At 70.5% G+C, this 19,808-nt stretch carries 18 protein-coding genes; 8 read left to right on the top strand and 10 right to left on the bottom strand.

Translation table 11 applies throughout. The features are described 5' to 3' along the window. Positions 1-86 precede the first annotated feature (86 nt). Positions 87-2,408, top strand: coding sequence for a M20/M25/M40 family metallo-hydrolase (locus SACXIDRAFT_RS19590; protein ID WP_006240419.1), 2,322 nt, complete (start codon positions 87-89; stop codon positions 2,406-2,408). On the opposite strand, the gene SACXIDRAFT_RS19585 is transcribed toward SACXIDRAFT_RS19590, so the two are convergent. Further along, on the bottom strand, positions 2,396-3,454 hold the full coding sequence (locus tag SACXIDRAFT_RS19585) for a ferrochelatase (RefSeq protein ID WP_040922807.1): 1,059 nt from the start codon (positions 3,452-3,454) through the stop codon (positions 2,396-2,398). The genes SACXIDRAFT_RS19590 and SACXIDRAFT_RS19585 overlap by 13 nt on opposite strands. A gap of 115 nt (positions 3,455-3,569) precedes the next feature. On the opposite strand from SACXIDRAFT_RS19585, the gene SACXIDRAFT_RS19580 reads away from it, so the two are divergent. After that, positions 3,570-4,145, top strand: a complete 576-nt coding sequence (locus tag SACXIDRAFT_RS19580) for a TetR/AcrR family transcriptional regulator (protein ID WP_006240417.1) — start codon at positions 3,570-3,572, stop codon at positions 4,143-4,145. A gap of 49 nt (positions 4,146-4,194) precedes the next feature. Here the strand turns inward: SACXIDRAFT_RS19580 and fabI are convergent, their stop codons facing one another. Continuing rightward, entirely contained in the window at positions 4,195-4,962 is a 768-nt protein-coding gene (gene fabI / locus SACXIDRAFT_RS19575) for an enoyl-ACP reductase FabI (protein ID WP_006240416.1), read from the bottom strand. A 47-nt stretch (positions 4,963-5,009) separates the two neighbouring features. Next, positions 5,010-5,714 carry a beta-ketoacyl-ACP reductase gene (fabG, locus tag SACXIDRAFT_RS19570; RefSeq protein WP_006240415.1) on the bottom strand — a complete coding sequence of 235 codons (705 nt, stop codon included), beginning with the start codon at positions 5,712-5,714 and terminating at the stop codon, positions 5,010-5,012. Positions 5,715-5,867: 153 nt separating this feature from the next. Between fabG and SACXIDRAFT_RS19565 the strand changes: the two genes are divergently transcribed. Both SACXIDRAFT_RS19565 and cutA read left to right on the top strand, forming a co-directional pair. Beyond that, on the top strand, positions 5,868-6,329 hold the full coding sequence (locus SACXIDRAFT_RS19565; protein WP_006240414.1) for a tRNA (cytidine(34)-2'-O)-methyltransferase: 462 nt from the start codon (positions 5,868-5,870) through the stop codon (positions 6,327-6,329). A 102-nt stretch (positions 6,330-6,431) separates the two neighbouring features. Next, positions 6,432-6,752: a divalent-cation tolerance protein CutA gene (cutA, locus tag SACXIDRAFT_RS19560; RefSeq protein ID WP_006240413.1), complete on the top strand. Its 321-nt coding sequence runs from the start codon at positions 6,432-6,434 to the stop codon at positions 6,750-6,752. A 58-nt stretch (positions 6,753-6,810) separates the two neighbouring features. Here the strand turns inward: cutA and SACXIDRAFT_RS19555 are convergent, their stop codons facing one another. The 4 genes from SACXIDRAFT_RS19555 to mobA form a co-directional block, all read right to left on the bottom strand. Then, the gene (locus tag SACXIDRAFT_RS19555; protein ID WP_006240412.1) at positions 6,811-7,791 is read right to left on the bottom strand and encodes a VWA domain-containing protein; all 981 of its coding nucleotides are present in this window, start codon (positions 7,789-7,791) and stop codon (positions 6,811-6,813) included. Then, positions 7,788-8,738, bottom strand: a complete 951-nt coding sequence (locus SACXIDRAFT_RS19550) for a DUF58 domain-containing protein (RefSeq protein ID WP_006240411.1) — start codon at positions 8,736-8,738, stop codon at positions 7,788-7,790. The genes SACXIDRAFT_RS19555 and SACXIDRAFT_RS19550 overlap by 4 nt, the downstream gene beginning before the upstream one ends. 9 nt (positions 8,739-8,747) lie before the next feature. Beyond that, positions 8,748-9,779, bottom strand: coding sequence for an AAA family ATPase (locus SACXIDRAFT_RS19545; RefSeq protein ID WP_006240410.1), 1,032 nt, complete (start codon positions 9,777-9,779; stop codon positions 8,748-8,750). A gap of 124 nt (positions 9,780-9,903) precedes the next feature. Beyond that, a complete protein-coding gene (mobA, locus tag SACXIDRAFT_RS23635; protein ID WP_006240409.1) occupies positions 9,904-10,485 on the bottom strand; it encodes a molybdenum cofactor guanylyltransferase in 582 nt (193 codons plus the stop codon). Between the two features lie 363 nt (positions 10,486-10,848). Between mobA and SACXIDRAFT_RS19535 the strand changes: the two genes are divergently transcribed. From SACXIDRAFT_RS19535 to SACXIDRAFT_RS19520, 4 genes are all read left to right on the top strand, one after another. After that, positions 10,849-11,349: a hypothetical protein gene (locus tag SACXIDRAFT_RS19535; RefSeq protein ID WP_006240408.1), complete on the top strand. Its 501-nt coding sequence runs from the start codon at positions 10,849-10,851 to the stop codon at positions 11,347-11,349. Beyond that, entirely contained in the window at positions 11,346-12,818 is a 1,473-nt protein-coding gene (locus SACXIDRAFT_RS19530) for a hypothetical protein (protein WP_050986960.1), read from the top strand. The genes SACXIDRAFT_RS19535 and SACXIDRAFT_RS19530 overlap by 4 nt, the downstream gene beginning before the upstream one ends. 192 nt (positions 12,819-13,010) lie before the next feature. After that, positions 13,011-15,836: an aconitate hydratase gene (locus SACXIDRAFT_RS19525; RefSeq protein ID WP_006240406.1), complete on the top strand. Its 2,826-nt coding sequence runs from the start codon at positions 13,011-13,013 to the stop codon at positions 15,834-15,836. 89 nt (positions 15,837-15,925) lie between these two features. Then, a complete protein-coding gene (locus SACXIDRAFT_RS19520) occupies positions 15,926-16,639 on the top strand; it encodes a sulfite exporter TauE/SafE family protein (protein WP_006240405.1) in 714 nt (237 codons plus the stop codon). A gap of 17 nt (positions 16,640-16,656) precedes the next feature. On the opposite strand, the gene egtD is transcribed toward SACXIDRAFT_RS19520, so the two are convergent. From egtD to egtB, 3 genes are read right to left on the bottom strand one after another with little or no spacing between them, the layout of a single operon-like run. Beyond that, a complete protein-coding gene (gene egtD / locus SACXIDRAFT_RS19515) occupies positions 16,657-17,631 on the bottom strand; it encodes an L-histidine N(alpha)-methyltransferase (RefSeq protein ID WP_006240404.1) in 975 nt (324 codons plus the stop codon). Beyond that, the gene (egtC, locus tag SACXIDRAFT_RS19510) at positions 17,628-18,413 is read right to left on the bottom strand and encodes an ergothioneine biosynthesis protein EgtC (protein WP_006240403.1); all 786 of its coding nucleotides are present in this window, start codon (positions 18,411-18,413) and stop codon (positions 17,628-17,630) included. Before egtC ends, egtD begins: the two co-directional genes overlap by 4 nt. Next, a complete protein-coding gene (gene egtB / locus SACXIDRAFT_RS19505) occupies positions 18,406-19,803 on the bottom strand; it encodes an ergothioneine biosynthesis protein EgtB (RefSeq protein ID WP_006240402.1) in 1,398 nt (465 codons plus the stop codon). The genes egtC and egtB overlap by 8 nt, the downstream gene beginning before the upstream one ends. Positions 19,804-19,808 lie beyond the last annotated feature (5 nt).

The following is a 19,808-nucleotide window of genomic DNA, read 5'->3' as shown; positions in this document are numbered from 1 at the left end:
GCCGCGCGATTTCTGCGGTAAACCACACCCCTGTTGTGCGGTCGGCCCCATGGGAGTGAGCCCGCGATCTTCATAACGTCACCCGGGTGATCGCACGACTGGTCGATGTTCCCCGGCGGATCGCCGCCGGGTTCCTTGCAGTGCTCGCCGTGGTGCTCGCGGCATGGGTGTCCGTCGCCGCGGACAGCAGCGTCCCTCCGCCGAAGGGCGAGGACGCCCCGCCCGAAGTGTTCAGTGCCGAGCGCGCCCTCCACCACCTGCACAACCTCGCCACCGCTGCCCGGCCCATAGGGAGCCAGGCGAGCCGCCAGACCGAGGACGAACTCGTGCGGCAACTGCGTGGCCTCGGGCTGTCCGTCGAGGTGCAACGCTCCGTAGGCACCCGCCACGCCGCCGGACTCGCGACGTTCGGACGGGTGGACAACATCATCGCCACGCTGCCCGGTACGGACCCGACGGGCGTGGTCGTGCTCACCGCACACCACGACTCGGCGGCGATGGGGCCGGGCGCCGCCGACGACGGGGCGGCCGTGGCTGCCGCTCTCGAAACCGCACGAGCACTGGTGCACGGCGACGAGCCGCTCCGCAACGACCTCGTCGTCCTGCTGACCGACGGCGAGGAGGACGGCGCGCTGGGCGCCGACGCCTTCGTCCGGCACCACGCGCTCGCCAGGCGCGACGGCGTAGTACTGAACTTCGAGGCGCGGGGCGTCGGCGGCCCTTCGACGTTGTTCGAGACGTCGGACGGCAACGCCACCTTGGTGGAAACCGTGCACGAGGTCGTCCCCCACGCTCGCGGCAACTCCACGCTGGTGCAGCTGTACCGGCTGCTTCCCAACAACACCGACTTCACACCGTTGACGCGGGCAGGCTTCTCCGGGCTGAACTTCGCGTTCTTCCACGAGGCGTCGCGCTACCACACCGCACAGGACACCGTGGAACGTCTCGACCCGGCAAGCCTGCAACACCACGGCACCACCATGCTCTCGCTGGCTCGCGCGTTGGGTGACGCCGACCTCACCACGATCGAGGCCACCCACGACGTGACCTACTTCCCGCTGCTGGGAACCACGGTGCGGTATCCGGACACCGTGGCTGTCCCCCTCGCGGTGGGAGCCTGCGGGTTGGTGGTGTTCCTCGGCTGGCTCGTCCGGCGCCGACGGCTGGCCACAGTGCCGAGGATGCTGCTCGGCGCTGCCTCGGCCATCGTGCCGATCGTCGCCGCCGCTGTGGGCGCTCAGGCGCTGTGGCTGGTTCTGGTGTCGCTGCGCCCCGGATACGACCTGATGGGCGGGCTGCTCCACGAACCCGTCGCCTTCGAGGCCACCCTGCTGGTCCTCACCGCTGCGAGCCTGTTCACATGGTACGTCCTGCTGCGCGGGAGACTGGGCCCCTCGGCGCTCGCCGTGGGGGCGCTGTGCTGGCCCGCTCTGCTCGGTGTGGGCTTCGGATGGTTCGCGCCGAGCGCGGCCTACGTGTTCACCGTGCCCGCGATCGTGTCGGCACTCGCGGCGATCATCGCGCTCGCCGTGGGGAAACGTCCCTTGTGGTCGGTGATCTCGCTCGTCGTCGGAGCGGCGGTCTCGACCGCCGTGCTCGTCGCGCTGGCCCACACCGCCCTGCTCGGAATGGGGTACGCGCTCGCGGGCGTTCCCGCCGTGCTCCTGGCCGTGTGGGGGCTCACTCTGCTCCCGCTCGCCGACTGGTTCCTGCGGCAACCGGGACAACGCCCCGGCCTCGGCACCCGGCTGGGAGTACCGGCGGTCGCGGTGCTCCTTGTCGTCGCCTCGGTCGCCGCGGGCCTGGTGGAGAACGATCCGAGCAGCGAGAACCCCGTCCGCTCACACCTCGCGTACGTGCTCGACGCCGATGCGGACGTGGCGAAGTGGGTGAGCGGCGAGCAGGAGCCGACGGCCTGGACGCGCCGGCACGTCGCCGAGCGTGGCCCCTCAGGGCTGCCGCCCGGCTACGCCCGAGGTGAACTCTGGACCGGTCCGGCGCCCGTGATCGACGTCGAAGGACCGGACGTGACCGTGTCCGGACGTACGGCGGACACACTCACCCTGCACGTCGATTCGGTCCGCGACGCCACCTCGGTGATCCTCAGGTTCGACCGGCCGATCACCGAGGTCACGGCACGCACCGGAACGGCACCACCGGTCACGGTCCAGGTCACCGGCATCAGGGCGAACACCTGGCCAGGCGAGGTGCGGTTCCGCGACCTGCCGCCCTCGGGGGCGGAACTGACCGTGCGTACCGCACCGGGCGACCCGTTACGGGTCACCGCCATCGACGAAACCCGCGGTCTGGACGTGGTCCCCGGGTTCCTCCCGCGCCCACCACACGTGGTCGCGGGTACGCGGGAGGACGGCGACGTCGTCGCCGTGGCGCGAACCTACTCCTTCTGATCCACCGCCGTCGCGGGGCGTCTCGCGGGCTCGCAGCAGCGGGTCGCGCAGGGCGCCCCGTTGGCGGTGTCGCCCCCGGAAACGAGGGTGGACAGCTTGCGCACCGGCGCGCCGCCGGTCTGCTCGCGTATCAACTCCACGACGAGCCGCGCGAACCTCGGATCGGAGTTGGGCGTGGCCGACCTGGCGAAACGCATGCCGAGTTCGGCGGCCTTGTCCGCGGCCTCGTTGTCGAGGTCCCAGATCACTTCGAGGTGGTCGGAGACGAACCCGATCGGGCAGCACACCACCGCGCTCACCCCGTCGCCGTGCAGCGCCTCGATGTGATCGACGATGTCCGGCTCCAGCCACGGCACCTGCGGCGGGCCGGACCGCGACTGCCACACCACGTCGTGCGCGTCCGCGCCCACCCGCTCGGCCACCAGCCGTGCCGCCTCCACGACCTGGCGCGAGTAGCGGTGCCCGCCCTCCTCCGGCGGCCCCGACGCGGCGTCGGCCGCCGTCGGCACCGAGTGCGCGGTGAACACCAGCCGCGCCCCCGGGTCGCCGACCTGCTCGTACGCCGCGCGGACGGCGTCGGCGACGGACTCGACGAACAGCGGGTGGTCGAAGAACTGGCGCAGCTTCACCAGTTGCGGCGCCTTCTGCCCGACGGCCGCGCGCGCCCGCAGGATGTCCTCGTCGTACTGCCTGCACGCGGAGTAGCCACCGTAGGCGCTGGTGGAGAACACCAGAGCGCGCTGGACACCGTCCTCGGCCATCCGCCGCACGGTGTCCTCCACCAGGGGATGCCAGTTGCGGTTGCCGAAGTAGACCGGCAGATCGAGCCCCTGCGCGGCCAGCTCCCTCTCCACCGCCGCGATGGCCTCCCGGTTCAGCCGGTTGATGGGGGACACCCCACCGAAGTGCTGGTAGTGCTCGGCCACCTCGGCGAGCCGGTCCGGTGGCACTCCCCTGCCCCGGGTGACGTTCTCCAGAAACGGCATGACGTCGTCCGGCCCTTCCGGCCCACCGAACGACAACCACAGCACGGCGTCGTAGTTCACGCGGCCCATCATCCTGCGGCCGTTCCGTCGTCGCAGAGCGGGGTCAGCCGGTCGCGATGCCGGTCTCACCCACGGCCACGGCCCACGTCGCGTGCCAGGTCGTAGAGTCGTTCCTATGCCACGCCCCCGGGAGTTCGATGAGGACACCGCCGTCGCCGGCGCGCTGCGCGCCTTCCGCGCCACCGGTTACGAGGCCACCTCGACACAGGAGTTGTGCGAGGCCACGGGCCTCGGTCGTAGCAGCGTGTACAACGCCTTCGGCAGCAAACACGAGTTGTTCCGGCGGGCTTTGCACCGCTATTTCGACGACGTGCTGCGGCACTTCCGCGCGCTGGTGGCCGAGCAGCGGCCGGCACGGGAGACGTTCCGCGCGGTGTTCACCAGCGTGCTCGACGACGAGGCAGGCCCCGATGCTCCCGGTTGCTTCGCCGTCAACACGGCCAGCGAGCTGGGCGGGCGCGACCCGGCGATCACCAAAGCTCTCCACCGGCACGGCGAGGAGATGATCAGCCTCTACACCGAGATCGTCGAGCGGGGGCAGCGCGACGGTGAGCTGAAGTCGGACGCCACCCCGGAAGCCGTCGCGCAGTTCGTGTTCGCCACCGTCGGCGGTCTGCGCGTCCTCGCCCGCAACGGCTTCGACCGCACCGCGCTGGAGAACGTCGCCGAGAGGGCGCTCGCAGCGCTGTGAGCGCCGTGAGCGCCCTCTCGGGATCAGCGGTTCTTCACTGCGTGCTTCGTCACTGCCCCGTGGCGTGCACGCCGCCGTCAACGAGCACCATCGAGCCCGTCGTGGCAGGCAACCAGTCCGACAGCAGCGCACACACGCTCTTCGCCACCGGGGTGGGGTCGGTGGTGTCCCAGCCCAGCGGCGCCCTGTCCCCCCAGCCCTCCTCCAGCTCGGTGAAGCCGGGGATCGACTTGGCGGCCATGGTCTTCACGGGGCCGGCGGCGACGAGGTTGACACGGATTCCGTGCGGCCCGAGCTCGCGGGCAAGGTAGCGGTTGACCGACTCCAGCGCCGCCTTCGCCACACCCATCCAGTTGTAGGCAGGCCAGGCCACCCGCGCGTCGAAGTCCATGCCGACGATCGACGAACCCCTGCTCAGCAACGGCAGGACGGCGGCGGCCAGCGACTTGTACGAGTACGCCGAGATCTCGACGGCGGTGCTCACGTCCTCCGCGGGGGCGTCCATGAACGGCGCGCCGAGGCAGGACGGAGGGGCGTAGGCGATCGAGTGCAGCACCCCGTCGAGCCCATCGACGTGTTCGCGCACCCTGTCGGCCAGCGTGTCGAGGTGATCGGTGTTCTGGACGTCGAGTTCCAGCACGGGCGCGGGCTCGGGAAGGCGTTTGGCGATGCGCTCGACCAGCGACAGCCTCCCGAACCCGGTGAGGACCACCTTCGCCCCCTGTTCCTGCGCCACCTTCGCGGCGTGGAACGCGATCGACGCATCGGTGATCACTCCCGTGATCAGCAGTCGCTTGCCTTCGAGCAGTCCGGACACTGGCTGTCCTCTCAATTCGGGGATCGGTGGGTGAATGGCCTGCGAGGTCAGTGGCCCATGCCGAGGCCGCCGTCCACGGGCAGCACGGCACCGTTGACGTAGGCGGCCTCGTCCGAGGCGAGGAACCGCACGGCGTTGGCGACCTCGGCAGGCTCGCCGTAGCGGCCAGCCGGGATGCGCTCCAGCGCGGTGGCCCTCTGCTCGTCGGTCAGTTCGTTCGTCATGTCGGTGACGATGAAACCGGGGGCCACGACGTTGGCCGTGATGTTGCGCGAGCCGAGTTCGCGGGTCAGCGAGCGGGCGAGGCCCACGAGACCAGCCTTGCTCGCCGCGTAGTTCACCTGCCCCGCGCCCCCGATCAGCCCGATGACCGAGGAGATGAACACGAACCGCCCCCACTTGGCGCGCAGCATGCCGCGCGACGCGCGCTTGGCGACGCGATAGGCGCCGGTGAGGTTGGCGTCGAGCACGCGGGTGAACTGGTCTTCGCTCATGCGCATCAGGAGTGTGTCGTCGGTGATGCCCGCGTTGGACACCAGGATCTCGACCGGCCCCTGGTGCTCCTCGACCTGCTTGAACGCGGTGTCCACCTGCTCGGTGTCGGTGACGTCGGCCTGCACGCCGAACAGCCCTTCGGGGGCGCCGGAACCGCGGTGCGTCACCGCGACCCGGTGGCCCGCGTCGGCGAGTTCCCGAGCGATCGCCAAACCGATTCCGCGATTGCCGCCCGTGACCAGAACGGACCGTCCCACGTGACACTCCTCGTGCTGAAGCTTTTCGGGTAACCTGCCGCGCCGAGGTTATCCGCTCCGCCTCGTCACGCTGCGGCAGGGACCGGCACCGGCGCGCCGGAGCCGCGGCACCCCGCGCGGGGTTCGCGACGGCGGCGCGGGAGAATCGGCGCCGTGTTCCGGATCGTGTTCTTCCATCCCGAGATCCCAGGCAACACCGGTAACGCGATCCGGCTGGCTGCCAACACCGGGTGCGAACTTCACCTGATCGAGCCACTCGGTTTCTCGCTGGAGGACCGTTATCTCCGTCGCGCGGGTCTTGACTACCACGATCTCGCGCACGTCAGGGTGCATCGTGACCTCGCCGCCGCGTGGGAGGCGCTGGACCCCGCACACGTGTACGCCTTCACGACCAGGGCGATGCGACGGCACACCGACGTCGCCTACGCCGGGGGCGACGTGCTGCTGTTCGGGCCCGAGTCGGTGGGGCTGCCCGACGACGTGCTGGACGACGAGCGGATCACCGACAGGGTGCGGCTGCCGATGCTGCCGAGTTCGCGATCGCTGAACCTCACGAACACGGCCTCGATCGCGGTGTACGAGGCGTGGCGGCAACACGACTTCCGGGGCGACTGAGGCCGGCCGCGTCAGGTGGTACCGGCGGCCGATGCGCGGCCCGCGACGGTGAGACGTTCTCGCCCGCCACCGCCTCCTCGCGTGGCCGGTAGGCTGCCCGGCATGGCCGGACACGTGATCGTGACGACGACCACCGACAGCGAGGACAAGGCACGCGAGCTGGCGGCCGGAGCGATCGCCGCGAGGCTCGGGGCCTGCGCGCAGATCGTCGGCCCCGTCACCAGCGTCTACCGCTGGGAGGGTGCGGTTCAGACCGAACCCGAATGGCGGGTGGAGATCAAGACGGCCGCCGACCGGGTCGGCGCGCTGACCGACCACCTGAGGTCCGCGCACACCTACGATCTGCCGGAGGTCATCGCCACCCCGATCGAAGGCGGCTCCGCCGAGTACCTGGCCTGGGTCGTGGACGAGACCCGCGCCTGAGCCGCCCGGAGCGGGCCGTGGCCGTCGCTCGGCCGCCCACGCCCGTCGTGCGGCGCCTCTACGGCAGGCGCTGGCCGATGAGCAGCGAACCGACGGCGGCTCCGAGCAGCGCGATCGTGCCCAGCGCCACCCACGGCCTGCTCGCATCGACCTCCTTGGTCTCGTAGCCGATCTGCTCACCGAGGTCGTCGTAGACCTTCTTCAGCTCCTCTGCGGTGGCGGCCTTGTAGAAATCGCCGCCGGACAGCCTGGCGATCTCCCTCATGGACGTGTCGTCCACCTCGACGGGAACCCTCTTGCCCTCGATGTCCACGCTGCCGTACGACGTGCCGAACGAGATCGTGGTGACCGGGATGTTCTTCTGCTTGGCGACCCCGGCCGCGGTGAACGCGCCCCTCGGCGCGTACTCGTCCTGCGGCACGGTCTGCTTGCCGTCGGTCATCAGCACGATGTGTGCCGGTGGCGGGCCTTCCGCCCCGCCGACGACGGCGGAGAAACTCTCGATCGACTGGATCGCGGCGAAGATCCCCTCACCCGTGGCCGTGGACTGCGCGAGCTTGAGGTTCTCGATCGCGTTGACAACGCCGTCGCGCTCGGTGGTGGGGGCGACGAGAACGGTGGCCGTCCCCGCGAACGAGATCAGCCCGAGATTCACCCCGGGAGTGAGGTCCTGCGCGAACGAGCGCGCGGCGTCCTGCGCGGCCCGCAGGCGCGACGGCTGGACGTCCGTGGCCTCCATCGACAGGGACACATCGACGACGAGCATCACCGTGGCGCGGTTACGCGGCACCTTCTCCTCGGCCGTCGGACCAGCCAGCGCCACCGTCAGCAGCAGCAGCGACACCACGAGCAGCGCGGCGGGCACGTGCCGCACCCGCCCCTGACTGCGCGGCGCGACCCGTTCCAGCAGCTCCAGGTTGGTGAACCGCATGGTCCGCCTGCGACGCGACCGCATCGCGAGGACGTAGCCCGCCACCAGCGCCGCGACCACGAGGAGCAGGAGGAACCACCACGGCGCGGAGAAACCCGACACACTCACGACGCAGCCCCCGACCACCCTCGCTTACGAGCGACGACGAACCGGACGAGGTCGGCGATCCAGTCCGAGTCCGTCCGCAACACCAGATGCCCCGCGCCAGCCTGCCGGATCGCCCTCGCGACCTCGGCCCTGTGAGCGCTCGCCGCCGCGGCGAACTCCTTGCGCAGCAGCGCCGAGGTCCGCACCTCGCGCTGCCGCCCCGTCTCGGGGTCGGCGAGCACGACGGACCCCACCTCGGGCAGATCGACGTCGCGCGGATCGAGCACTTCGACGGCCAGCAGTTCGTGCCGCGCCGACAGAGCCCGCAACGGCCGCTCCCACGCCACCGGCCCGAGGAAGTCGGAGACGACCACCGCGAGGCCGCGCCTGCGCGGCGGCCTGCGCAGCTTGTCAACGAGCGTGGCGAGATCACCGCGCGTGCCTTCCTCGGCGCGGGGCAACTGCGCGACCCTGCGCACGAGATCGCGGGCGTGGCCGAGCCCTCCTCGCGGCGGGACGCGCACGGTCTCGGCGCCGTTGGACAGCAGCGCACCGATCCGGTTGCCACCACCGCCCGTCAGGTGGGCCACGGCCGCCACCGCGCACACCACGAGGTCACGTTTCTCGCACGCGGCCGTGCCGAAATCCAGGCTGGGCGACAGGTCCGCCACCACCCACGTCTCCAGCTCGCGGTCGGCGACCGTCTCGCGGATGTGCGGCGTCGTGGTCCGTGCCGTGACCGCCCAGTCCATCCTGCGCACGTCGTCGCCGGGCTGGTACGGCCTCGCCTCGCCGGGCTCCGAACCTGGCCCTGGTACGAGGCCGAGGTGGTTGCCCTGGAGGAGGCCGTCGAGCCGCCGTCGCACGTCGAGTTCGAGAGTACGCAGCCCCGCTTCGAGCCGGTCCCCTCGCAGGATCGGGGGCGCCCACGCGGGCCGATCGCCCCTGGCGTCGCTTCGCTTCGTCATGACCGCCCGCTACCTGCCGGGCACACCTGCCGCCACAGCGGGCCCCGCCGCCTGCGGGCGGGCCGATACCTGAGGCAGCGGCACGGCCTGCAACACGCGGTTGACGATGTGGTCGAGCGGAACGCCGTCGGCGAGCGCGTCGTACGACAGCACGAGCCGGTGCCGGAGGACGTCCGGCACGACGTCCACCACGTCCTGCGGCAGCACGTAGTCCCTGCCGCGAACGAGGGCGAGAGCACGCGCGGCGGAGATGATGCCCAGGCTCGCGCGAGGCGAGGCACCGTAGGAGACCCAGCCCGCGACGTCCGAGAGTCCGTGCTCTCCGGGCTTGCGCGTGGCCAGCACGAGGCGGACGACGTAGTCAACGAGTGCGTGATGCACGAAGACCCTGGAGGCGACGTCCTGGAGCCGCACGAGTTCGTCGGGGGTCAGCACCTGCTGCGGTTCCGGCGGCGTCACGCCCATCCGGTAGACGATCTCACGTTCCTCCTCCGCCGTCGGGTACTCGACGACGATCTTGAAGAGGAACCGGTCGCGCTGGGCTTCCGGCAGCGGGTAGACGCCCTCGTTCTCGATGGGGTTCTGGGTCGCGAGCACCAGGAACGGGTGGGGCATGGGGAAGGTCTCGCCGCCGATCGACACGTGCCGCTCGGCCATCACCTCCAGCATGGCCGACTGCACCTTGGCCGGTGCGCGGTTGATCTCGTCGGCGAGCACGAAGTTGGCCACGACGGGCCCGAGTTCGACGTCGAACTTCTCGCTCGACTGCCGGTAGATGCGAGTGCCGAGGATGTCGGCAGGCACGAGGTCGGGCGTGAACTGCACGCGGGAGAACGATCCGCCCACCACCCTGGCGAACGTCTCGACCGCGAGCGTCTTGGCGACACCGGGCACACCTTCCAGCAGCAGGTGCCCCTTGGCCAGCAGACCCACCAGCATGCGTTCGACAAGCCGGTCCTGCCCGACGATGACGCGCTTGACCTCGAACACGGTGCGCTCCAGCAACTGCGCATCTCGCGCCGGGGTGCCGGGCTCGGTCACACCTAACCTCCTCGCTGGCGACCTGTGGGTACGTGCCCCGTGACCGTACCGGGTGCCGAAGCACGGCTGATCACGACCGTGTCGAGGCCAGTCAACACCTCCGCCGGTGTGACGGATGTGAAGCTCACGGCCGGGGACGCAGGTCGTCCGGGCTGTCCACGTCGCGGGCCTCCGCCCCGATCGCTTCGACCTCCACAATGGACGACGTACCCAGGGTGCCACGCAGCGACGCACCGCGTGGATCGGGCGGCACGGCGGTGTCGAGAATCGGCCTCCGCCACACACCCACGAGCCATTGCCTGCGCCCTTCGGAATCCACGAGCACGGCGCCGTCGGCGGACTCGTCCGCGCCCAGCGCCACGACGAGACGACCCACCGTGTCCGGCGTCACACCCATCAGGTCGGCCGCGAGCACCGCGACGGCGCCGATCCGGGAGTCGAGGACGGCCAGCCCTGCCGAGAGCGCCGCGACGGGGCCGGAACCCGGCGGATCCTCGCACGTCCACCGCACGCCCTGGATCCCCGCGCGCGGGGGGCCGACCACGACGACCGGGTCCGCATCGCGCAGCGCCGCGAGTGCCCGCTCCAGCAACGGAACTCCCGCGACCCGCAGCATCACCTTGTCCACGCCGCCCATCCGGCGTGCCGCGCCACCGGCGAGCACGATCCCGGCGAGTGGTGAGCACACCGAAGGAGAGCGAGGCACTACTCCACCGTCCTTCGCGCCGGTTCGTGATGGTTCCGCGTCGTCCGGGGACTGGGACCACCCAGCCTCGGGGCCGCCGCGACGTGACCTCCGGCGGGCCGTGCACGGGGCACCGCTAAGATCACGACGCCTCCGCGCGACCGCAGGGCACGCCGGGACGTGCGTGCGCACCTGTTCGGCACAACCATCCCGCCTTTCGTTCGCGGACCGGCTACGACTGTGCCACCGCAGGCCCGGCGGCACCACGAGACACCGCATGCGGCGCCCGGCTCGGGGTTCCCGGGCGCACGGGCGACGCGGTGTCCCCGACACGGCGCGAGGCCGTCGGGTGACGGCACGGTGACGAGCAGCGACGGGAGGAGCATGCGGGTACCGGATCGATGGGCTTCGGCGGACCGGACCATCGCCGGATGGTCCGGGCTCACCGTCGCGGGCCTCGTCGTCGCGGCGGTCGGCACCTTCCTGCCCTGGCTGTCGTCCGGTTCCGTCGAGCGCGACAGCTACGCGGCCGCAGCGGTGATCGAATACGTGTTCCGGCCCGTCCCCTTCGCCGAGTTCGGGCTGCGCGCCTGGAGGGGCGTCGTGATCGCCACGACGCTGTGCGTGGTGATGCTGGCACTCGGCCTGTGGCGCACGGGCGCGGTCCTCAGCGCCGTGATCGGCCTCACGGTGGGAACCGGAGCGGCCCTGCTCGCCGTCCACATCATCGACGCGAGCGGACCGGTCAGGATCGCTCCGGCAGGCCCGGTGATCTCGGCGACCGGGTCCGTGCTCGCGCTCCTCGGCGGGTTCGGTCTGCTCCTCGCGGCCGCCGCACGACGGGACGCCCGCTTCCGACAACAGACAGGACAGGTGACACAGTGAGCACGCCTGAGTTCGGGCAGCAGTGGAGACCTGGAGATCCGGGGCTTCCGGACGGCCAGGGAACCGCACAACCGGCCACTCCTCAGCCTGCCGGTATGCCGTACGCGCCGACGCACCCGCAGGGCGGGTATCCCGCGACGGACCAGCCGCCGCAGTACGGATTCCAGGCACAGCCCTTCGGAGATGTGCAGCAACTCGGCCAGTATCCGGCCCAGCCACCCGGGCAATATCCGCACCCGCAGGGGCGAAAGCCACGCAGGCGTGGCCTCGTGGTGGGCCTTGTCGTCGCGCTCGTCCTCGCCATCGGTGGCGGAGCGACATGGTGGGTGCTGGCCGAACGGGCGTCGGTCGCGTCGGGGTCGAGCACCCCGGAGGAAGCGGCGAGCCGGTTGCTCACCGCGCTCGGCGACGGTGACGTGGTGGGTCTCGCGCAGACAGTGGAACCCGCCGAGGCTTCGCTGCTGGGCGACATGCTGACCAGCAGCGCCGACGAACTCAAGCGGCTCGGCATGCTGACCGAGGACGCCGATCTCTCGGCGTTCTCCGGTATCACGCTCACCGCGAAGGACCTGAGGTTCGATTCCGCCGCCGCCGAGCGGATCAACGACCGCGTGACCATCACCAAGCTCACGGGCGGCACGCTGACCGTCAGCGCCGACCTGCGCAAGCTGCCGTTGACACCGGAGTACCGCGACGCGATGGTCGCCGCCGCGGGCGGGCCGGATGCCGCCTCCGAGAGCCAGACCTTCGACATCGCCTCGCTCGTGCGGGAGTCGGGTGCCCCCATCTCCATCGCGACGGTGAACGTGGACGGCGAGTGGTACCCGAGCCTGTTCTACACCCTCACCCACAACATCCTCACCGAAGAGGAACTGTCCTGGCCGCAGACGTCGATCCCCGCCGTCGGCGCGTACTCGCCCACCGAGGCCGTTCGCCAGACGCTGCAGGCGGCGCTGGACGCCGATCTGAAACGGGTGATCGAACTGCTGCCGCCCGACGAGATGGCGGTGCTGCACGACGCCGGTCCAATGCTGGTGGAGTCGCTCGCGGCAGAGGGAGCGGAGCCGTCCGGCATCAAGGTCGTCGATCTCAAGGCCGAGGAAACTCCGATCACGAACGGCACCAAGGTGACGATCACCACGCTGACGCTGGAGGCACCGGGCCGGGGACGGCTGACCATCGTCAAGGACGGCGACTGCTACACCATCACGGCGCCGGAGGGCACCCAGCGCGTCTGCGGTGCCGACCTGGCGAGGCAGCTCGCGGAGAACGCGGGGCCCGGTGTCCCCACCGAAGGGCTCGCCGAGAGCACCATGGCACTGGCCGAGGAGGGGCTCGGACTGGTCACCACCGAGGTCGAGGGCAAGCACTACGTCAGCCCGCTGCGCTCCTACGGCGAGCTGGCCATCAGCTTGTACCGCAACCTCACTCCCGAGCAGTTCAGGGCGATGCTGTCGTCGTCGGGCTGATGGCGAACGGCTGACGGGCCCGGCACCTCCGATGGGTGCCGGGCCTTTCGGCTATCCTGACCTTGACCGGAAAAAGGACAAGCGTACGGTTTAGTGGGCAGGGCTGAAGGGAAGCTCATCTCTGCGGGGGTCTCGGGGGTGGGCGACACTCGACCTGCTCCTACCCGAACAACCGCCGCCACTGGAGTGAACGTGACTGCACCCGCCAGCAAGAACAGCTTCGGCGCCCGCGACACGCTCCGGGTCGGAGACGCCTCCTACGAGGTGTTCCGCCTGGACAAGGTCGAGGGCTCACAGCGTCTCCCGTACAGCCTGAAGATCCTGCTCGAAAACCTGCTGCGCACCGAGGACGGCGCCAACATCACCGCCGAGCACATCCGCGCGCTCGGCAACTGGGACCCCACGGCCGACCCGTCCATCGAGATCCAGTTCACGCCCGCCCGCGTGGTGATGCAGGACTTCACCGGTGTGCCATGCGTGGTGGACCTCGCCACGATGCGTGAGGCGGTGGCCGAACTCGGCGGCGACCCGGACAAGGTGAACCCGCTCGCCCCCGCCGAACTGGTGATCGACCACTCCGTCATCATCGACGTCTTCGGCCGCGCCGACGCCTTCGAGCGCAACGTCGAGATCGAGTACGAGCGCAACCGGGAGCGTTACCAGTTCCTGCGCTGGGGCCAGAGCGCCTTCGAGGAGTTCAAGGTCGTTCCCCCCGGCACCGGCATCGTGCACCAGGTGAACATCGAGTACCTGGCGCGCACCGTGATGGCGAGGGGCGGCCAGGCCTACCCTGACACGTGCGTCGGCACCGACTCGCACACCACGATGGTCAACGGCCTCGGTGTGCTCGGCTGGGGCGTCGGCGGCATCGAGGCCGAGGCCGCCATGCTGGGCCAGCCCGTGTCGATGCTGATCCCGAGGGTCGTCGGCTTCAAGCTGACCGGCGAGATCCCCGCGGGCGCCACCGCCACCGACGTGGTGCTGACCATCACCGAGATGCTGCGCAAGCATGGTGTCGTCGGCAAGTTCGTCGAGTTCTACGGCGAGGGCGTTGGCGCGGTGCCGCTGGCCAACCGCGCCACGATCGGCAACATGAGCCCCGAGTTCGGCTCGACCGCCGCGATCTTCCCGATCGACGACGAGACCCTGCGCTACCTGAAGCTCACCGGCCGCTCCGCCGAGCAGCTCGCGCTGGTCGAGGCCTACGCCAAGGAGCAGGGCCTCTGGCACGACCCGAGCAGGGAGGCGCAGTACTCCGAGTACCTGGAGCTGGACCTCTCCACCGTCGTCCCTTCGATCGCGGGCCCGAAGCGGCCGCAGGACCGCATCGAGCTGTCCTCGGCCAAGGAGTCGTTCCGCGCCACGCTGCCCGATTACGTGGGTGACCAGCAGAGCGCGCCCACGACATCGCTCGTGGACGAGGCGTCCGACGAGTCCTTCCCCGCCAGCGACTCCCCCGCCTACATCGCCGACGGCGTCCAGGACGACCGGGGCGGCGCTCCCGCCCACTCGGCGGCCAACGGCTCCACCGGCCGCGCCAGCAAGCCGGTGAAGGTCGTCTCGGAGGAGCGGGGCGAGTTCGTCCTCGACCACGGCGCCGTCGTGATCGCCTCGATCACCTCCTGCACCAACACGTCGAACCCGTCGGTCATGCTCGGCGCCGCGCTGCTGGCCCGCAACGCGGTGGAGAAGGGCCTCTCGGTCAAGCCGTGGGTCAAGACGTCCATGGCCCCCGGCTCGCAGGTCGTCACCGACTACTACGACAAGGCCGGCCTGTGGCCGTACCTGGAGAAGCTGGGCTACCACCTGGTCGGTTACGGCTGCACCACCTGCATCGGCAACTCCGGCCCGCTTCCCGAGGAGGTCTCGGCCGCGGTGCAGGAGCACGACCTTTCCGTGGTGTCGGTGCTGTCGGGCAACCGCAACTTCGAGGGCCGCATCAACCCCGACGTCAAGATGAACTACCTGGCGTCGCCGCCGCTGGTCATCGCCTACGCGCTGGCCGGGACGATGGACTTCGACTTCGAGAACCAGCCGCTCGGCCAGGACTCCGACGGCAACGACGTCTACCTTCGCGACATCTGGCCTTCGCCGCAGGAGATCCAGGCCACCATCGACTCGGCGATCACGCAGGAGATGTTCACCAAGGACTACGCCGACGTGTTCGACGGCGGCGAGCGGTGGAAGTCGCTGCCAACGCCCGAGGGCAAGACGTTCTCGTGGGACGCCGAGTCCACCTACGTCCGCAAGCCCCCGTACTTCGAGGGCATGGCCGCACAGCCGGAGCCCGTCACCGACATCGCGGGCGCGCGGGTGCTGGCCAAGCTGGGCGACTCGGTGACCACCGACCACATCTCGCCCGCCGGTGCCATCAAGGCGGACTCCCCCGCCGGTCGCTACCTCACCGAGCACGGCGTTGACCGCAAGGACTTCAACTCCTACGGTTCGCGCCGAGGCAACCACGAGGTGATGATCCGCGGCACGTTCGCCAACATCCGCCTGCGCAACCAGCTGCTCGACGACGTGCAGGGCGGCTACACGCGGGACTTCACCCAGCCCGGCGCGCCGCAGGCGTTCATCTACGACGCCGCGCAGAACTACGCCGCGCAGAACATCCCGCTGGTGGTGCTCGGCGGCAAGGAGTACGGCTCCGGCTCGTCGCGTGACTGGGCTGCCAAGGGCACGAGGCTGCTCGGCGTCCGCGCCGTGATCGCCGAGTCGTTCGAGCGCATCCACCGCTCGAACCTCATCGGCATGGGCGTGATCCCGCTCCAGTTCCCCGAGGGCGAGTCCGCGTCGTCGCTGGGCCTCGACGGCACCGAGACCTACGACATCAGCGGCATCACCGCGCTCAACGAGGGCGAGACGCCACGCACGGTGCACGTGACGGCCACCAAGCAGGACGGCCGGAAGGTCGAGTTCGACGCGGTCGTGCGGATCGACACGCCGGGCGAGGCCGACTACTACCGCAACGGCGGCATCCTGCAGTACGTGCTGCGGAAGATGACCGGGGCCTGATCGGCAGGCCGGCGACCGGTCGGTGACGACGAACGGCGGCCCACCGCGCGACGCGCGTGGTGGGCCGCCGTCATGACGAAAGGGGTGTCGTGCCGGAGGTGCTGCTCGCGGGCACCGCCGTGTTCGCCGGCGCGCTGGTGCAGGGCTCCGTCGGCTACGGCATGAACCTCGTCGCCGCTCCCCTGCTCGCGCTGGTGGACCCTCGGCTGGTTCCGGTTCCGCTGCTGGTGGTCGCGCTGGCCCACTCCCTGCTGGCCGTGGCCCGCGAACACCGGGACGTGGACTGGCGGGGAGCCACTTTCGTGACGGTCGGCAGGGTGCCCGGCACGGCGCTGGGTGTGCTGGCCGTCGCGCTGCTCGCCGAACGTCCCTTCTCCGCCGCCGTCGGCGGCGCCGTGCTGGTGTGCGTGGTGCTGTCGGTGGTGTCGTGGACGCCGAGGCCGACTCCGGCCGCGCTCCTCGTCGCCGGAGTCGCGAGCGGAACGCTGGGCACGGCCTCGTCCATCGGGGGGCCACCGCTGGCCCTGCTCTACCAGCACGAGTCCGGTCCCCGGATCAGGGCGACGCTCGCGGCCTGCTTCGCGATCGGTTCGTCGCTGTCTCTGCTCGCGCTCGGCATCGCGGGGCAGGTGCACTGGTTCCATCTCGTCGCGGTGCTGTGGCTGCTGCCGTTCCTCGTCGGGGGTTTCCTGCTGTCCGGACCCGCGCGGGCGCTGCTGCACGGCACGCGCATGCGGGTGGCGGTGCTCGGTGTCGCCGCGGTGAGCGCGCTCGCCCTGCTCACCCGCAGCGCCGTGGGGTGAGGTCGGCGGGATCGAACTCAGGTGCGTGCTTCCGAGAGCGACACCGCGAACCGGCCCTCCGGGTCGGTCCACCAGTGCCGCAGCGTGAACCCGGCGTCGGCGAGTTCGGCTCGCACCGCATCCGGCCGGAACTTCGCCGAGATCTCGGTCCGCACATACTCGCCCTCGGCGAAGCGCACGGTCAGGTCGGCTCCGGGAATCGTGACGGTCATGGGGCGCAGCGCCCTCAACCGCATCTCGATCCACTCGTGACGGTCGTCCCAGTGCGCGACGTGCTCGAACGCCGCGGGATCGAAGTCCGCGCCGAGCCTGTCGTTGAGCACGCGAAGCACGTTGCGGTTGAACTCCGCCGTCACGCCCTCGGCGTCGTCGTAGGCGGCCACGAGCGTGTCCGCGTCCTTGACGAGGTCGGTGCCGAGCAGGAACCACTCCCCCTCACCCAGCACCGACCTGACCGAGGAGAAGAACTTCGCGCGCTCGGCAGGCAGGAAGTTGCCGATGGTGCCGCCGAGGAAGGCCACCAACCGTGGCGCCGTGCCCGGCAGGGAGTCGAGCGGCTCGGTGAAGTCGGCGACGACACCGTCCACGCGCAGCGCCGGGTACTCGGAGGCGATCGCGTCTACGGACGCCGACAGCGCTGACGACGAGACGTCAAGCGGCACGAAACGGCGCAGGCCTCCGTGTTCGGTGCCCGCGTCGAGCAGCAGGCGCGTCTTCTCGCCCGATCCGGACCCCAGCTCGACCAGCGTCCGCATCCCGGTGACCGCGGCGATCTCAGGCGCAGCCGAGCGCAGGATCTCGCGCTCGGCGCGGGTCGGGTAGTACTCGGGGACCGTCGTGATGCGGTCGAACAGCTCGCTGCCCCTCGCGTCATAGAGCCATTTCGACGGCAGCCATTTCGCCTCCGCCGTCAGCCCTTCCCTCACATCCCTCCGCAGGGCCTGCGTCACCTCGGTCGCGTCACGGTGGACGTCGATCCGCACCTCACTCACACCCGGCTCCGTTCTCCCAGTGGTTCCACCATCGACTCGATCTCGTACGTCGTCGCCCTGCTGTTCTCGCTCACCCGTGCCACCACGAGATCGCCCTCGGCGACGGGTTGCCAGCCCGGTTCGTCGTCGCACGGCTCCGAGGCGACCAGCACACCGTCCCCGTGGCGGCGCACCGACAGCGCGTGGGACCACGCTGTGGCCACGAGCACCGTCCTGCCGACGAGCAGCAGGTTGAGCCGCGAGCCGGGGGCCGCTGCCGCCACTGTGCGGACGAGCCCTGTCACGGCCGCCACCGGATCGGCTCCACCCCGAAGGGCGCGGCGCAGCAGCGCCCACAGCAGCGCCGAGTCGGTCGGCGCGTCGAGGCGGAGCAGGTCAACCACGGGCACATCGGCGGCGAGCCCCGCGACGCTCTCGGGCCAGCCGAGTACCACACCGTTGTGGCTGAACAACCAGTCGTCGTCGGCGAAAGGGGCGCACGCCGACTCGCTCACCGGCATCCCCACCGTCGCCGACCGCACGGCGGCGAGGAACGCACCGGCACGCACGGGCTGGAGCAACCGGTCAAGGGCCGCGTCAGTCCAAATCGGACCCGAGCGGCGGTAGCGCGTCGGGTAGCCGTCCTCGGCGAACCAGCCGACGCCGAAGCCGTCGGCGTTCACGGTGCCGCCGCCGCGCATGTCCTTCGGCGCGTACGACTGCACCGTGAGGGAATGCGGGGCGTGCGACACCGGCTCTGCGGGTGACACGGAAGGGCCGAGGTAGGCCAGGTGCCTACACACCGGCGTCGCCGGGCCTGAGGTCACGGGCGCAGCGGAACCCCGCGAAGATCTGCCTGCGGATGGGGTAGTCCCAGTTGCGGAAGGTGCCCCTGACGGCAACCGGATCGCTGCCGAAGGACCCGCCGCGCAACACCTTGTACTCGGAGCCGAAGAACACCTCCGAGTACTCGCGGTAGGGGAACGCGACGAACCCCGGGTACGGCGTGAAATCGCTGCTGGTCCACTCCCACACGTCACCGACGAGCTGGTGCGCTCCCACCGCCGACACCCCCTTCGGGTACGCGCCGACCGGCGCGGGACGCAGGTGCCGTTGCCCGAGGTTCGCGTGTTCCGGTGTCGGATCGTCGTCGCCCCACGGATAGCGCCGCGAACGCCCTGTCGCGGGGTCGTACCTCGCCGCCTTCTCCCATTCGGCCTCGGTGGGCAGGCGCTTGCCAGCCCACGCCGCGAACGCCTCCGCCTCGTGGTAGGAGACGTGCACGACGGGTTCGTCAGGGGGCACCGGCTCGTACACGCCGAACCGCAGCCGCCACCACCGGCCGTCCTCGCGCCTCCAGAACCGGGGCGCGGTGATGCCGTACTCGCTGCGGTAGGACCAGCCTCCTTCGCTCCACCACCGCCGGTCGCCGTAGCCACCGTCGTCCACGAACTCCGCGTACCTGGCGTTGGTCACCGGCGTGGTGTCGAGGGCGAAGGCCTCGACGAACACCTCGTGGGCCGGTCGTTCGTTGTCCAGCGCCCACGGCTCGACCGAGGTGCCCATCGTGAAGGGGCCCGCGGGGACGACGATCTCCTCCGGAAGATGGCGCGCCGTCGCGGGCGGCGGAGCAGGCGCGTGCAGCACGGGATCGCCCTTGCGGAGCTGGTGTGTCGCGAGCATCGTCTCGTCGTGCTGCTGTTCGTGCTGCGCGATCATGCCGAAGGCGAACGCGGTGCGCGTGAGATCGCGTCCCCGCAGCGGCGTGCGCTCCAGCACGTCGAACGCCTTGTTCCTGACCTCGGCCACGTAGCTCCTCGCCTCGGAAGGCCCGAGCAGCGGTAGCGAGGGCCGGGTGGCACGGGGGTGTTGGAAGGCGTCGTAGAGGTCGTCGATGTCCGGGCGCAGCGGGTCACGCCCACCCACGTCGCGGACGAGCCACAGCTCCTCCTGGCTTCCGATGTGCGCCAGGTCCCACACCAGCGGCGACATCAGTTTGGAGTGCTGCTTGACGAGGTCGTCGTCGCCCACGGCGTCGGTCAACTCGACGCTGCGCCGCCGCGCCCGTTCCAGCACCTCTGCCGTGTGCGCTCTCAGGTCCTGTTCGGACAGTTCCCCGAGCGGGTGCGGTGTCTCGCCTTCCGCCGTTTCCCTCGGTGTGGCGGTTTCGACGTCGCGGTGAACGCTGGTCATGGGAG

It is taken from the genome of Saccharomonospora xinjiangensis XJ-54, assembly GCF_000258175.1.
Taxonomy (GTDB): domain Bacteria; phylum Actinomycetota; class Actinomycetes; order Mycobacteriales; family Pseudonocardiaceae; genus Saccharomonospora; species Saccharomonospora xinjiangensis.
The sequence above is the reverse complement of the archived record's forward strand: the minus strand, read 5'-3'. Positions and strand labels throughout refer to the sequence as shown.

Excerpts from the sequence above, each read along its gene's own strand:
- SACXIDRAFT_RS19535 (WP_006240408.1), top strand. The coding sequence starts at position 10,849 with ATGCGGGTACCGGATCGATGGGCTTCGGCGGACCGGACCATCGCCGGA.
- egtB (WP_006240402.1), bottom strand. The coding sequence starts at position 19,803 with ATGACCAGCGTTCACCGCGACGTCGAAACCGCCACACCGAGGGAAACG.
- SACXIDRAFT_RS19550 (WP_006240411.1), bottom strand. The coding sequence starts at position 8,738 with ATGACGAAGCGAAGCGACGCCAGGGGCGATCGGCCCGCGTGGGCGCCC.
- cutA (WP_006240413.1), top strand. The coding sequence starts at position 6,432 with ATGGCCGGACACGTGATCGTGACGACGACCACCGACAGCGAGGACAAG.
- SACXIDRAFT_RS19580 (WP_006240417.1), top strand. The coding sequence starts at position 3,570 with ATGCCACGCCCCCGGGAGTTCGATGAGGACACCGCCGTCGCCGGCGCG.